11 protein-coding genes are annotated in these 15,144 nt (G+C 66.9%); 6 read left to right on the top strand and 5 right to left on the bottom strand.

Annotated elements, in window-relative coordinates:
- Positions 1-9: 9 nt before the first annotated feature.
- The 5 genes from ACFUTU_RS00105 (at position 10) to ACFUTU_RS00085 (ending at position 8,849) form a co-directional block, all read left to right on the top strand.
- Entirely contained in the window at positions 10-2,508 is a 2,499-nt protein-coding gene (locus tag ACFUTU_RS00105; protein WP_377959736.1) for an alpha-L-arabinofuranosidase C-terminal domain-containing protein, read from the top strand.
- A gap of 124 nt (positions 2,509-2,632) precedes the next feature.
- Positions 2,633-5,464, top strand: coding sequence for a beta-L-arabinofuranosidase domain-containing protein (locus tag ACFUTU_RS00100; protein ID WP_377959735.1), 2,832 nt, complete (start codon positions 2,633-2,635; stop codon positions 5,462-5,464).
- Positions 5,465-5,521: 57 nt separating this feature from the next.
- A complete protein-coding gene (locus tag ACFUTU_RS00095) occupies positions 5,522-7,774 on the top strand; it encodes an immunoglobulin-like domain-containing protein (RefSeq protein WP_377959734.1) in 2,253 nt (750 codons plus the stop codon).
- 267 nt (positions 7,775-8,041) lie between these two features.
- Positions 8,042-8,218: a hypothetical protein gene (locus ACFUTU_RS00090; protein ID WP_377959733.1), complete on the top strand. Its 177-nt coding sequence runs from the start codon at positions 8,042-8,044 to the stop codon at positions 8,216-8,218.
- Positions 8,219-8,315: 97 nt separating this feature from the next.
- Positions 8,316-8,849 (top strand): GNAT family N-acetyltransferase, encoded by a 534-nt coding sequence (locus ACFUTU_RS00085; RefSeq protein ID WP_377959732.1) that lies wholly within the window; start codon positions 8,316-8,318, stop codon positions 8,847-8,849.
- On the opposite strand, the gene ACFUTU_RS00080 is transcribed toward ACFUTU_RS00085, so the two are convergent.
- The 3 genes from ACFUTU_RS00080 to ACFUTU_RS00070 form a co-directional block, all read right to left on the bottom strand.
- Positions 8,833-10,119, bottom strand: a complete 1,287-nt coding sequence (locus ACFUTU_RS00080; RefSeq protein ID WP_377959731.1) for an MFS transporter — start codon at positions 10,117-10,119, stop codon at positions 8,833-8,835. The genes ACFUTU_RS00085 and ACFUTU_RS00080 overlap by 17 nt on opposite strands.
- Positions 10,116-10,577, bottom strand: coding sequence for a MarR family winged helix-turn-helix transcriptional regulator (locus tag ACFUTU_RS00075; RefSeq protein ID WP_377959730.1), 462 nt, complete (start codon positions 10,575-10,577; stop codon positions 10,116-10,118). Before ACFUTU_RS00075 ends, ACFUTU_RS00080 begins: the two co-directional genes overlap by 4 nt.
- Before the next feature lie 112 nt (positions 10,578-10,689).
- Positions 10,690-11,532 (bottom strand): helix-turn-helix transcriptional regulator, encoded by an 843-nt coding sequence (locus tag ACFUTU_RS00070; RefSeq protein ID WP_377959729.1) that lies wholly within the window; start codon positions 11,530-11,532, stop codon positions 10,690-10,692.
- 100 nt (positions 11,533-11,632) lie between these two features.
- On the opposite strand from ACFUTU_RS00070, the gene ilvD reads away from it, so the two are divergent.
- Positions 11,633-13,492 (top strand): dihydroxy-acid dehydratase, encoded by a 1,860-nt coding sequence (ilvD, locus tag ACFUTU_RS00065; protein ID WP_377959728.1) that lies wholly within the window; start codon positions 11,633-11,635, stop codon positions 13,490-13,492.
- Positions 13,493-13,520: 28 nt separating this feature from the next.
- On the opposite strand, the gene ACFUTU_RS00060 is transcribed toward ilvD, so the two are convergent.
- Both ACFUTU_RS00060 and ACFUTU_RS00055 read right to left on the bottom strand, forming a co-directional pair.
- Positions 13,521-13,982: a MarR family winged helix-turn-helix transcriptional regulator gene (locus ACFUTU_RS00060; RefSeq protein WP_377959917.1), complete on the bottom strand. Its 462-nt coding sequence runs from the start codon at positions 13,980-13,982 to the stop codon at positions 13,521-13,523.
- 97 nt (positions 13,983-14,079) lie between these two features.
- Positions 14,080-15,138, bottom strand: a complete 1,059-nt coding sequence (locus ACFUTU_RS00055; protein ID WP_377959727.1) for a LacI family DNA-binding transcriptional regulator — start codon at positions 15,136-15,138, stop codon at positions 14,080-14,082.
- Between the last annotated feature and the right edge of the window lie 6 nt (positions 15,139-15,144).

The following is a 15,144-nucleotide window of genomic DNA, read 5'->3' as shown; positions in this document are numbered from 1 at the left end:
TGCACCCTGATGCTGACGGGGTCCCTGGCGGCCGCGCTGCTTTCAGTGGCGCCAGCCCTGGGCGCGAACGCGGAGTCCGGCCAGAACCGGACCATCAGCATCAACGCGGCGGAATCGGGGCCTGCGATCGATTCCACCATGTACGGCGCCTTCTACGAGGACATTAACCAGGGCGCCGACGGGGGCATCTACGCAGAGCTCGTCCAAAACAGGTCGTTTGAGTTCAATTCCGCCGACAACCGCGCCTATTCCCCGATGACCGCCTGGGAAACCCTGAGGCGGGGCAGTGACGGAACAGTCGCCGTCGTCAATGACGGCAACCGGCTGAACGAGAACAACCGGAACTACCTGCAGATCGACGCCACCGCCGCCGGCGCCGGCGGCGGCGCCGGAGTGGGGGTCCGCAACAGCGGCTGGAATGCCGGGCAGAAGCTGGAGGCGAAAAAGAAGTACAACTACTCCGTGTGGGCGCGCACCTCCAACCCCTCCGGGTCTACCCTCGCCGTGACCCTGGAGACTCCCGAGGGCTCCCGCCTGGACATCGCCACCATCAAGGTCAAGGGCGACCGCTGGGCCAAGTACGAGGTGACCCTTTCACCCAAGTCCTCAACCGGAGCCGGCCGGCTCGCGACAGTGGTCCAGGGCACCGGCACGGTCCGCCTGGACATGGTGTCGCTGTTCCCCCAGGACACCTGGAACGGCAGGGAGAACGGCCTGCGCAAGGACATCGCCGAAAAGATCAACGACCTGCACCCGGGCTTCCTGCGCTTCCCCGGCGGCTGCATCGTCAACACCGGAAGCTACGACACCTACTCCGCCCCCAACTACACGCGTGCCCGCACCTACCAGTGGAAGGACACCATCGGCCCAGTGGAGCAGCGCCCCGCCAACCGGAACTTCTGGGGCTACAACCAGACCTACGGGCTCGGCTACATGGAGTACTTCCAGTGGGCCGAGGACCTGGGCGCCGTCCCGGTGCCGGTGGTTCCGGTTGGCGTGACCGGCTGCGGCGACACCAACCGCGCTCCGGACCAGGCGACCCTCGACCGGTACATCCAGGACACCCTGGACCTGATCGAATTCGCGAACGGCGACGCCAGCACCGAGTGGGGCGCCAAGCGCATCGCCTACGGCCACCCGGCACCGTACAACCTGGACCGCATCTCGCTGGGCAACGAGGAGTACAAGCCGGAGTTCAAGGAGTACTTCACCCAGTTCTACAACGCCGTGCGCAAAGCCCACCCAGAAATCAAGATCATCGGCAACACCGGCCCCTTCAGCCAAGGCCCGGAGTTCGATGACCTTGCCCAGTTCAACGCGGCAACCGGCGTGGACCTCGTGGATGAGCACTACTACAACGAGCCGTCCTGGTTCCTGAACAACAACCACCGCTACGACTCCTACGACCGCAACAGCTACAAGGTCTTCCTCGGCGAATACGCCTCCAAGGGGAACAAACCGGAGAACGCGCTGGCCGAAGCCTCCTACATGACGGGCCTCGAGCGGAACGCCGACGTGGTCAAGATGGCGTCCTACGCTCCGCTGATCGCCAACGAGGCCAACACGCAGTGGAGCCCGGACATGATGTTCTTCAACGGCACGTCCGTGCGGACCACCCCCAACTACGAGGTCCAGAAACTGTTTATGAACAACGTGGGGAACCAGGTTGTGCCGAGCACGCAGGACAACCCGGCCTCCACCGTGGTGCCGATTTCCGGCAAGATCGGCCTGTCCACCTGGGCCACCTCAGCCCGGTACGACGACGTCAAGGTCACCGGAGCGGACGGCGCCACCCTGTTCAGCGACGACTTCTCCGGAACGGCGGCAGCCTGGACCGGCAACGGCACCGGATCCTGGTCCATCCAGGACGGCGGCTACGTCCAGTCCAGCACCACCGCGCAGAACACGATGGTGACCGCCGGCAGCGCAGACTGGAGCAACTACACCCTCAGCACCAAGGCCACCAAGCTGACCGGCTCTGAAGGCTTCCTCGTCTCCTTCGGAGTCAAGGACACCGGTAACTACTTCTGGTGGAACCTGGGCGGCTGGAACAACTCGAAGTCCGTCGTCGAGAAGGCCGTCAACGGCGGCAAGACGAACGTCATCGAAAAGAACACGGTGATCGAGACCGGGCGCCAGTACGACATCCGGATCGAGGTCAGCGGCCGCACGGCGAAGCTCTACCTGGACAACGTCCTGTGGGGCACCGTGGACGACACGCAGACCGACCCCGTCTACTCCGTGGTCACGAAGGACGCCACGTCCGGCGACACCATCGTGAAGGTGGTCAACACGTCCGCCGAAAAGACACCGGTGGACATCAGGGTGGCGGGCGCGGCCAACATCAGCACCACGGCTGCGGTGACCACCCTCACCCAGACGGCTGACGGGCAGAACCTGGCGCCGTCGTCGGGCACCTTCAGCGGTGCGGGAGCGGAGTTCACCTATGAGTTCGAACCGAAGTCGGTGACCTTCATCCGGCTGGCGGACGCCACTTCCCGCAAGTAGGGACCACCAAAGCCCGCGGCTTTGACCGGGAAGGCCCGGCTGCACTGAACAGCCGGGCCTTTCCCTTACCCGGACCATTTCCCCACCAGGCCATTTCCCACCGGACCATTCCCGAGGAGATCCAATGATGAATTCCGTGTCCAGACGCAACATCCTCCGGCTCGGAGCGGCCACGGCCGTCCTGCCCTGGCTGCCGTCCCTGACGGCACAGGCTGCGAGCGCAGAGCCGCCGGTTGCCGGTGCAGCGCTCGCCGGCGCGGGCGCACTCAGCCCCTTCAAACTGTCCGACGTCAGCCTCGGGCCGGGGGTGTTCGCCCGCAAGCGTGAGCTGATCCTGAACTTCGCCCGCGGGTACGACGAGCGGCGCTACCTCAACGTTTTCCGTGCCAACGCCGGCCTGCAGCCGCTGGCCGGGGTGGTGCCGCTGCCCGCCGGCGGCTGGGAAGGCCTCGACGGCGAAGCCAACGGCAACCTGCGCGGGCACTTCACCGGGCACCACATGTCCATGCTGGCCCAGGCCTACGCCGGCACGGGGGAGGAGGTTTTCGGAACCAAGCTGCGGAACCTGGTGGGGTCCCTGCACGAATGCCGGGAGGCGCTCTCCCGGGAACCCGCCATCCAGTCCACGGGCGGCAGCCTGTCGGGGACCGCCGTCGACCTTGCCCGCGGTTCCTATCTCTACGGCCAGCTGCCCGCCGGCTCGGTGGACGGGCTGACGGCCATGACCTTCGCCGCATGGGTGCGTCCGGCGGCGGCGGCGAACTGGGCGCGGATCTTCGACTTCGGCAACGACACCAAAACCTACGCGTTCCTCGCCCAGCGCGACGGCGCCGGCCTGCCGCGGTTCGCCATCACCCGGAATTTCGCCGGGGGTGAGCAGACCATCATGAGCGCCGCCCCGCTGCCGGTCAACGAATGGAGCCACATTGCCGTCACCCTCGACGGCCACGCCGGAACGCTGTACGTCAACGGAAAACAGGCCGGACAGAACACCGCCATGACCCTGACCCCGGCCCTGCTGGGAGCACTCGCCAATGTGTGGCTTGGCCGGTCGCAGTACAATGACCCCACCTTTGCCGGCGCCTACCAGGACGTCAACATCTGGCAGTCCGCGCTGACCCCCGCGCAGGTCGCAGAAGTGGCGGCAGCCCGCGCGTCGGACACGTCCGCCGGAAACGGCGACGTCGTCTCGCTTGCCTGCGGCGAGACCGGCGGCTCCGTGCTGTCGGACGCCTCCGGCAAGGGCCGGCACGCCACGGTCCGCCGCACCTGGGGACTGCCCAGCCATCCGGGCTTCCTGGCGGCATACCCGGAGACCCAGTTCATCGAGCTGGAAAGCAGGACCACCCCCGACTACTTCCGCGTCTGGGCTCCCTATTACACAGCCCACAAAATCCTGAAGGGCCTGCTCGACGCCTACACGGCAACCTCCGAACCTAAGGCACTGGAGCTGGCCTCAGGGCTCTGCGACTGGATGCACTCGCGGCTGAGCAAACTCACCCCTGCCGTGCGGCAGCGCATGTGGGGAATCTTCTCCAGCGGCGAGTACGGCGGCATCGTCGAGGCCATCCTGGAGACCCACCGCCACACGGGAAAGCCGGAGCACCTTGAGCTCGCCAAGTACTTCGACCTTGACTCCCTCATCGATGCGTGCGCCCAGGACAAGGACATCCTCGCCGGACTGCACGCCAACCAGCACATCCCGATCTTCACCGGCCTGGTGCTCATGCACAACACCACCGGCGAGGAGCGGTACCTCACGGCGGCCCGCAACTTCTGGAGCATGGTGGTGCCCACGCGCATGTTCAGCATCGGCGGCACCAGCCAGGGGGAGTTCTGGAAGGACCGGGGCCGGATTGCAGCCACCCTCAACGCCACCGACGCCGAATCCTGCTGCGCCTACAACATGCTCAAGCTCTCGCGCGAGCTGTTCTTCAAGGACCAGAATCCCGCGTACATGGACTACTACGAGCGGGCGCTGTTCAACCAGGTCCTCGGCTCCAAGCAGGACCGGGAGAGTGCGGAGCTGCCGCTGGCCACCTACTTCATCGGCCTGCAGCCCGGCGCCGTGCGCGACTTCACGCCGAAACAGGGGACCACGTGCTGCGAAGGCACCGGCCTGGAATCGGCAACCAAATACCAGGATTCCGTGTACTTCACCGCAGCGGACGGCAGTGCCCTCTACATCAACCTCTACATGCCGTCCACCCTGCGCTGGGCCGCCAAGAACATCACGGTCAAGCAGACGACGTCCTTCCCGTTCGAGCAGAAAACGACACTGAAGATCGAAGGCGCCGGGGAGTTCGAGATCCGGCTGCGGGTTCCCGCGTGGGCCACTGCCGGCTTCACCGTCCGGGTCAACGGTGCGCCGACTAAAGGGACGGCGAGGCCGGGCAGCTACCTCAGCCTCGCCAGGACCTGGAAGAACGGCGACACGGTGGAGGTGGACATGCCGTTCACCCTCCGCGCAGAAAAGGCCCCGGACGATCCTTCCGTGCAGACGCTCATGTACGGGCCGGTGCACCTGGTGGCACGCGACGCCCGCACCGACCTCCTCCCGTTCGGCCTTTACGGAACGGCCCGGCTCAACGGTGACCTTGCACCGGCCCTCCGTCCGATCGCCGGCAAACCCCTGCACTTCACCCTCGCCGGCGTCGAACTCGCGCCGTTCCTCGAGGGCACCGAGGACGCCTTCCACTCATACTTCCGCCGCGAGGAACCTTCCGTGGTGTTCGCTGGCGTGGATTCCGGGGTAGCCAACCCGGCGCGGACCAACCGGACAACGCTCCTTGACGACATCTGGCAGGCAGCCCCATTTGCCAACAAGCCGGACCTGCTCCGTCGCGTCACCCAGGTGACGGACACGTGGGTTTCCGAAGGGGCGCTGACTGCCGCGGACGCAGGCCGAATTTACAGCGCGGCCCAGCGGGCGGCCTTCGGGCCGGCCCGCGGCTGAGCTGACGTACCTCACCAACCACCGCGGCCTCCGGGCCGCCCAAACGAAAGTGTCGCAATGTTCCCTACCCACCCGCGGGCCCGCACGGGCCCGGCCATGACGACGGCGGCCGCACTTGCCGCCGTCGGCGCCCTTGCGCTCGGCGGACTGAGCGCCATACCCGCCCGTGCCGCCGTCGACGACGGCCTGGTGCTCAAGTACAACCTGACCGGCGCCGCCGGGACCGTGGCAGAGGACAGCTCCGGCAACGGGCGCAACGGCGTCATCAGCGGTGACGCCACCGCGCTGGGCAGCGAGGGGCTGCAGCTGGGCGGCACCAACGGCCACGTCAAGCTGCCCAATGACGTCATGCGCGGGCTGGACTCCATCACCGTCTCCACGGATGTGAAGATCGCCGCCGACCAGGGCACCCCCTACTTCATCTGGGGGCTGGGCAACACCACCAACGGCACCGGCAACGGGTACCTCTTCAGCACGGGCAACTCGTACCGGACCTCCATCGCCAGCGGCAACTGGTCCACCGAGCAGACCACCAGCGCCAACCGGGACCTGGCCCGCGGCGCCTGGAAAACCATCACCTACACCCTGAGCGGCGGAACCGCCGTCCTCTACGAGGACGGCACCGAAGTCGCCCGGAAGACCGGGGTCACCATCACGCCGGGAAGCATCGGGGGAGGAACGACGACGGCGAACTACCTCGGGCGGTCCGTGTACAGCGGCGACAAGTACCTCAAGGGCCAGGTCCGCGACTTCCGCATCTACGACCGTGCCCTCACGGCCGACGAAGTGCGCGAGCTCGGATACGTTTCCCCGGAACAGCGGGTTGCCCTCGACCTGCAGGACCTGTCGCTCGGGGACACCTCCGCCGTGACCTCGAACCTGTCGCTGCCGGCCAGCGGGCCCAACGGCTCGGCCTATGCCTGGTCCTCCTCTGATCCGGCCACCATCTCAGCGGAGGGTACGGTGACCCGGCCGGCCCACGGAACCGGAGACGCAACCGTCACGCTGACGGCCACGGCCAGCTCAGGCGGGGCATCGGCGTCGAAATCCTTTACCGTCACCGTGCCGGAAGATATCAGCGACGAGCAGAAGGTCAGTGAAGCCTCCGCCGCCCTGAATGTGTGGGACGCCGACGCGATCCGCGGGAACATCACCCTTCCCGCTGCCGGACTGTACGGCACCGCGGTGGAATGGAAATCGAATGACGACGCCGTGATCACGCCCACGGGCGAGGTCACCCGGCCCGCGTACGGCAGCAAGCCCGCCGTGCTCAACCTGCAGGCCGCCATCAGCCTCGGGAAGGCGAAGGCGAAAAAGAAGTTCCGCGTCACGGTGCTGCCGCTGCCCAAGGCGGAGGCCAAGGAGGGCTACGCCTTCGCGTACTTCACCGGCAACGACGTCGCCGGTGAAAACATCTACATGGCCGCCAGCCGCGGCAACAACGCCCTCAAGTGGGACGAACTGAACGGCGGCCAGCCCGTCCTCAAGTCCGGGCTCGGCACCAAGGGCCTGCGCGATCCGTTCATCATCCGCTCACCGGAAGGCGACAAGTTCTACATGATCGCCACCGACCTCTCCATCGGCAGCGGCACCAGCTGGGACTCGTCCCAGCGCCAGGGCAGCCAGCACATCGAGGTCTGGGAGTCGACCGACCTGGTCACCTGGTCCGGACAGCGGCACGTGAAGGTCTCCCCGGACACCGCGGGCAACACCTGGGCGCCGGAAGCGCACTACGACGAAAAGATCGGGGCCTACGTGGTCTACTGGGCCTCCAAGATCTACGCCGACAACGACCCCAACCACACCGGCGGCACACACAACAAGATGATGTACGCCACCACCCGGGACTTCCGGACCTTCAGTGAGGCCAAGGTGTGGAACGACCCCGGCAACTCGGTCATCGACTCCACGGTCATCAAGGAGGGCGACACCTACTACCGGTTCACCAAGGACGAGGGGCAGGTCTCCGGCTGCCTGGACATCATGCAGGAAAAGTCGAACGACCTGCTGGCCGTCGATGGACCCGCCACGAGCCCGCGCAACTGGACGCTGATGGCCAACTGCATCGGCAAAAACGCCGGAACCGGCGGTGTGGAGGGGCCCACCGTCTTCAAGTCGAACACGGAAGAGAAGTACTACCTGTTCGTCGATGAATTCGGGGGCCGCGGCTACATCCCGCTGGAAAGCACCAGCCTGGAAAACCCCGACTGGAAGCTCTCCACCAACTACGAGCTGCCGCGGGCCCCGCGCCACGGCACCGTCCTGCCCGTCACCAAGACGGAGCTGGAGCGTCTGCACAGCCAGCTCTGATTCACTCCTCCACAGCGAGGGAGCCCCGCCTGAACTCCATGAGTTCAGGCGGGGCTTCTTTGTGTTCTTGGCCACGCGATTCGTCAACCGGTTGACCGCTCAGGAATAATGGAAGGGATCGAATGTCCGGCAGAGCCCGGCACGGCCCCCACGGCGACGCAACAGATGCGCTGAACAGACGGCGTCATCAGCCTTCCGCCCGGCCCCTTCGACTTCCCCAAGAACAACTTTTGATATCGCCCTGGAGAAAATATGCAAAGCGCCGGCATGATGGCCCTCTTCCTTTCCCGCTCCGACAGCCTGGCCACCAGCGCCCTGCCCGGCGCGCCGACCGTCGTCGAGGCGCCGCGGTCGGCGGCCTGGAGCACGTTCAGGGGCCGTACCGCCAGCTTCCTGCACCGCCTCGCCTGGGCGGTTGAGCCCAAGGTGACCGAGGGCCGCTGACCAGGTAACGGAAGCGGCCCAGCTAAAGCGGCCCATGCCGGGCCGGGCATAGAATCGTTCCGTTGATTTTCTGCCCCTCACGCACATGGGAGTCGCCGTGATCCGCAAGGCCGATGCCGGTGACGCTGCCGCCCTGGCGGAGTTGGCGGCGGTCACGTTCCCGCTCGCCTGCCCGCCGGGCTCCTCGCCCGAGGACATCGCGCTCCACCTCCAGCGGACGCTCAGCCAGGAGAAATTCTCGGAGTATCTCGCGGACAGCGGGATTGTCATCCTGGTGCTCGAGGAAGGCGGCCGGCTGGACGGCTACACCCTGCTCGTCGACCGGCAGCCAACCGATCCGGACGTGCTCCGGGCCCTGGGGACCAGACGGTCCGTTGAACTGAGCAAGTGCTATGTGCACCCGGACCACCACGGCCGGGGCGCGGCTTCCTCGCTCATGCGGGCCTCGCTGGACTGGGCCGCGGAGCAGGGGTCGGACAGCGTCTGGCTGGGTGTCAACAGCCAGAACGCCAAGGCCATCCGCTTCTACGAAAAGTCCGGCTTCACGAGGGTCGGGACCAAGTCATTCACCCTGGGCGACTCGGTGGAAAGCGACTTCATCCTGGAGCAGGCGCTCACGGCGAAGGGCTGACGGGCTCGGCCGGCCCGCGCGGCTCACGCCTCCCCGGGAACGAGGCGGACAGCTGCTGCCGCCAGGTCAACGGGCTGTTCCGGAGCACGGCGGCCACCGCGAGCAATCCGGCCAGCAGCACCACGGCCCCGCCTGCCGCCACCGACCACCGGGCCCCGAAGGTGGTGCCGAGCCAGCCCATGAGCGGCGCCCCCAACGCAGTCCCGCCCTGCAGGGTTGCCAGGTACAGGGCAAGCACGCGTCCCCGGAACTGTGGCTCCACGGAGAGCTGGATGCTCGTGTTGCAGCTGTTCAGGAAGGTCAGGGAGGCCAGCCCGACCGGAACCAGGACGGCGGCGTACAGCCAGAACGACGGCGAGACGCTGGCGATCAGTGTAAAGAATCCCAGTCCCAGCGCCCCGCCCAGCAGGTAACGCAGCCGCGGGCGCGCCCTGCGGGCGGCAAGCAGCGCGCCGGACAGTGTTCCGACGGCCATGATGGAGCCCAGTAGTCCGAATTCGCCCGGCCCCATTCCGAACTCCGCAGTGGACATCAGCGCGTTGATGATGGGGAAGTTCATGCCAAAGGCGCCGAGGATGGCCACCAGGACCAGGATGAGCACCAGGTCAGGGCGCCGGCGCACGTAGCCCAGTCCCTCGGCAACCTGGTGCTTTCCGCGGGCCGCGGGCACGGCCGGGGCAAGCTCAGAACTGCGGATGCGCGTCAGGGAGATGATGACGGCAATGAAACTGGCCGCGTTAAGCAGGAATACGGGACCGGTTCCGGCCCACGCGATCAGGACGCCTGCAATAGCAGGCCCGGTGAGCCGGGCGGTGTTGAAGGACGCGGAGTTCAGTGAGACCGCGTTGGCGATGTCGTCCTGCCCCACGAGTTCGGAGACGAAGGCCTGGCGCGCCGGCCCGTCAATGGCGCTTGCCAGCCCCAGGAACAGGGCGGCCGCATAGACCTGCCACAGCTGCGCCCAGCCGGTCACCACCAGGAGCCCGACGATCAGCCCGCACAGGCCCATGGCCGTCTGCGTCCACAGCAGGATGGTGCGTTTGGGGTACCGGTCTGCGAGGACGCCGGCATACGGTCCGAGCAGCAGCATGGGCAGGAACTGCAGGGCTGTGGTGATGCCGACGGCGGTGCCCGAGTGGTCGGTGAGGACAGTCAGGACCAGCCAGTCCTGGGCCACCCGCTGCATCCAGGTGCCGATGTTGGAGACCAGGGCGCCGCCGGCCCACAGCCGGTAGTTGGGGTTCCGCAGGGCCCGGAAGGTGGCACTCATCGGGCGATCATCTCCTGGAGGATGTGCGCGGCGCGGCTCAGGGTATGCCGGTCCTCCGGGCTTAGCGTGGCAACGCGCTGGGCCAGCCAGGCGGTCCGCTGGTCGCGTGCCTCTTCGAGGGCTGCCTCCCCGGCAGGAGTGATGCTGACCTGGATCTGCCGGCCGTCCTCCGGGTGGGCTGAGCGGGACACGAAGCCCAGCTCCGCGAGGGCGTTCACGATCCGGGTCATCGACGGCGCCTGGACGTGCTCCCGGTCGGCGAGTTCCCGCGGCGTGTGCGGTCCGTGGCTGTTGAGCTGGGCCAGGACGGTGTACTGGCCCGGTGTGATGACATCGCCCGTGGCCTCGACCCGCAGCCTGCGGGAGGTCCTCATGACCGCGGTCCGGAGGTCAATGGCCAGGGTATCCGGAGTGATTGAATCACTGGCTTTTGCGGCTGCCGCTCGGACTGGTGGCATCTGAAGCCTCCTCGGGATGTGGTTAGCTCCGCTAATTAGCATTGCTAACTATTATTCTCCGTCGTTGCCCGTGCGGCAAGGCAAGCCAGTGTGTTATTGGCTACGCCGTGTGCTATTTGCTGCTCGGAATGGACATGAGGCGCTGCATCTGGTTGCTGGCCTCGCTTCCCGGAGCCGGGGTGTAGACCACAATGTGGAGATCGGGCCGGTCCGAGGGGGAGAGCTGGTGGTGCTCCAGCTGGAGGACTCCCACCGCCGGATGGTGGAACAGGCGCTCACGGGATTCGAAGCCGAGGATGTCGTACCGGTCCCAGGCTGCCCGGAACTCCGGGCTGGCTTCCCTGAGCCGTTCCACCTGGTACTTGATGTCCGGATCACCCAGCCGCTGGCCGGTCTCGGCCCGGAACTCTGCCAGGAAGCGCTTGCTGGTGACCTCCCAGTCCGGAAGCAGTTCCCGGACATAGGGGTCGGTGAAGACCAGCCACAGGAGGTTGCGGTCCGGTGCGGGAACCTTGGCAATGTTGGGGTAGAGCGCGGCGTAGGCCGTGTTCCACCCGGCGACTCCCCAGTCGGGGACGAGCGCAAACGCCGGATTGGGATCCAGCGCGTCCATCAGCCGCTGAACATGGGCCGGCGCTGTCGCGGCGGCAGGGCTGGCCGGCGCCGCTGTTGCGTAGCCCCCGAGCGACAGGACGTACGCCAGGCCGGTGTCCGAAAGGTGCAGGGAGCGGCAGATGGACTCCAGCACCTGCCGGGACGGGCTGATGTCCCTGCCCTGCTCCAGCCAGGTGTACCAGGTGACGCTTACGCCGGAGAGGAAGGCGATCTCTTCCCGGCGCAGGCCGCGTTCACGCTTGCGGGCTATCGGGGGCAGGCCGTACTCGGCCCGTACAGCCTGGTCCCGCCGGGCCCGCAGGAAGAGGCCGAGCTCCTTGCGTCTCTCTGAACCCTGCATCCCCGAACCCTGCACCCCTAGATACTATTACTCTGGTACTCCCACTACTAGTATCAGGACCGTCTTCCACCTCCCTTCCGGACCACGCAGGATGGTAGACATGCCTGCACTACGCTCAAAAACAGTCACCCACGGCCGCAACATGGCAGGAGCCCGCGCGCTGCTGCGCGCCTCCGGCGTCGCCAACTCAGACATCGGCAAGCCCATCATCGCCGTGGCTAACTCCTTCACCGAATTCGTTCCCGGCCACACCCACCTCGCCCCCGTGGGCCGGATCGTCTCCGACGCGATCCTCGCCGCCGGCGCGGTTCCGCGCGAGTTCAACACCATCGCCGTGGATGACGGCATCGCCATGGGCCACTCCGGCATGCTCTACTCGCTGCCGTCCCGCGACCTGATCGCCGACTCCGTCGAGTACATGGTCAACGCCCACTGCGCCGACGCCCTGGTGTGCATCTCCAACTGCGACAAGATCACCCCCGGCATGCTGATGGCAGCGCTCCGCCTGAACATCCCGGTCGTCTTCGTTTCCGGCGGCCCCATGGAGGCCGGCCGCGTAACCCTGACCGACGGCTCCGTCCGCTCCCTGGACCTGGTGAACGCGATCGCCGACGCCGTGGACGAGTCCATCTCCGATGCAGACATCAACCTCATCGAAGAGAACGCCTGCCCCACCTGCGGATCCTGCTCCGGCATGTTCACCGCCAACTCCATGAACTGCCTCACCGAGGCCATCGGACTCTCCCTGCCGGGCAACGGCTCCGTGCTCGCCACCCACACCGCGCGCAAGGCGCTGTACGAGAAGGCGGGTGCCACCGTCGTCGAACTGGTGAAGCGCTATTACGACGGCGACGACGACTCCGTGCTGCCGCGCTCCATCGCCACCGCGAAGGCCTTCGACAACGCCATGGCCCTGGATATCTCCATGGGCGGCTCCACCAACACCATCCTGCACCTGCTGGCCGCAGCCCAGGAGGCGGGCGTGGACTACGGCCTGGCGGAGATGGACGCCAAGTCCCGCCAGGTGCCCTGCCTGGCCAAGGTGGCCCCGAACGTCGCCAAGGACAAGACCTATTACATGGAGGACGTGCACCGCGCCGGCGGCATCCCCGCACTGCTGGGTGAGCTGAACCGCGGCGGCCTCCTGCACAAGGACGTCCACTCCGTGCACTCGGCCGACCTGGACGGCTGGCTGGATGACTGGGACATCCGCGGCGGCAAGGCCACTGAGGAAGCGAAGGCCCTGTGGCACGCGGCTCCCGGCGGGGTCCGCTCCTCCACGGCGTTCTCCCAGTCGAACGAGTGGACCTCCCTGGACACCGACGCCGAGGGCGGCTGCATCCGCTCCGTGGAGCACGCCTACTCCAAGGACGGCGGGCTGGCCGTGCTCCGCGGCAACGTGGCCGTCGACGGCGCCGTGGTGAAGACCGCCGGCGTGGACGAGTCCATCTGGATTTTCTCGGGTCCGGCCGTTGTGTGCGAGTCCCAGGATGAAGCCGTGGAAAAGATCCTGAACAAGACCATCAAGGAAGGCGACGTAGTGGTCATCCGCTACGAAGGCCCCAAGGGTGGTCCGGGCATGCAGGAAATGCTGTACCCGACGTCGTTCCTCAAGGGCCGCGGCCTGGGCAAGAAGTGCGCCCTCATCACGGACGGCCGCTTCTCCGGCGGCACCTCCGGCCTGTCGATCGGGCATATCTCCCCCGAGGCTGCCTCCGGCGGCACCATCGCCCTGGTGGAGGACGGCGACATCATCAGCATCGACATCACGCAGCGTTCCCTGGAACTGCAGGTCTCCGACGAGATTCTCGCCGAACGCCGCGAAAAACTGTTGGTCAACGGCGGCTACAAGCCCAAGGACCGGGACCGCCAGGTGTCAGCGGCGCTGCGCGCCTACGCGGCCATGGCCCTTTCCGCGGACAAGGGCGCCGTCCGCGACGTTTCCCTCCTGGAAAACTAACCGGCGGGCATTGCTGTGGGGCGGGGGCTCAGTCCTCCCCGCCCCACAGGGCCTTGCGCAGCAGCCACCGCAACTGGCCGGCTTCGTCGTCTGAGAGTGCGGCGAGCTGTTCGTGCTCGCAGGCTTCCAGGGCTGCCCGGGCTTTCGTGTGGATCCTGCGGCCCTCGGCGGTGGAGACGATGATCCGGGCACGCCTGTCCTGCTTGCCGGTCGAGCGCTCCACGAGTCCCCGGTGCTCAAGGTCGTCCACCAGGCTGACCACCTGGCTGGGATCCAGGCTCAGGAAGGTGGCGAGCTCCCGCTGGGTCGGGCCCAGTTCGCTGCAGGCGAGCGTCAACACCCAGAACGACCGTTCCCGCAGCCCGAAGTCCCCGAGGGCACGGTTGTTCAGCAGGGCCCCTTCCGTGTGCAGCTTGGCCAGCAGCAGGCCGGCGTCGTCGCCGATTCTGGCGGCCGCCAGCCGCGGCGTTCCGGCTTTAGTGTCCTGCATAGCGATGCCCGCTCCGGTAGTGGTGAAAAACAATCATTGATCGTATCAACAATCGGTCGGGCACCTTTGATGACGGCGGCGAGCTGCCCGCCTCCCGTCAGTTCACGCCTGGCGCCGCCGTGCTCTGCCTGATCACGAGTTCAGTGGGCACCAGGGTGACGCCTGGTTCCGTGGTGTGGGTTCGGAGCTGCTGCAGGACGTTGTCGACGCAGCGCTCACCCACATCCGCGAAGTTCTGGTGGACCGTGGTCAGCGGGGGAGCGTAGGAGGACGCTTCGGGGACGTCGTCGAAGCCGACGAGGCTGATGTCACCGGGGACCGATTTTCCTTTTTCCCGGAATGCCCGCAGCAGGCCGAGGGCCATGTGGTCGTTGGCTGCGAAAACGGCGGTGCAGCCGGGTTCGTCGGCGAGCCGCAGGCCGGCGGCGTAGCCGGAGTCGGCTGACCAGTCGCCGCGGAGCAGCGGCGGGGCGGGCCTGCCGGCAGCGGTGAGGGCCGTGCGCCAGGCGGCGGCACGGCGTTCGCTGGCGAACGATTCCTCGGGGCCGGCGACGTGCCAGACGGTCCGGTGCCCGAGATCCAAAAGATGCCTGACCGCCTTCTGCGCGCCGTCGGCCTGGTCGGTGTCCACCACGCTGTAGCGGTCGCCGGCGTCGGAATCAACGACGACGACCTTCACTCCCGGTGGCAGCGTCACCGTGGCGGCGTCGAGGAGGTGGACCTCCATGATCGCTATCACGGCGTCGACGGCGAGTTCGCCCATCCGGGAGAAGGCCCCCTGGATCCCGGCCTGGGTCGGGGCTGTCACCGGAATCAGTGTGATGGCGAAATCCTGCCGGGCAGCGTGCAGGGCGATGGCCTCCAGGGTGCGCATGTTCCCCAGTGAGGAGAGCGAGAACGTGATGACTCCGATGGTCCGGAAGCTGCCGCGCTTGAGCGCTCGGGCGGCACTGTTCGGCCGGTAACCGAGCTCGTTCATCGCCGCAATGACCTGCCGCCGTGTGCTTTCGATGACGTCCGGACTTCCGTTGGAAACCCGGGACACCGTCTGCGCGGACACGCCGGCAAGCTTGGCGACGTCGGCCATGGAAACCTGCTGCTTGCGCCGCACCGCCGACGCATTGTGAACCGGGGGTTGACCGGATAAGTGCTCCATGTCACC

Origin of the sequence: Arthrobacter sp. NPDC057388 (genome assembly GCF_042668165.1) — a bacterium.
In the GTDB taxonomy this organism is placed as follows: Bacteria; Actinomycetota; Actinomycetes; order Actinomycetales; family Micrococcaceae; genus Arthrobacter.
This window is presented reverse-complemented; position numbering and strand designations above follow the sequence as displayed.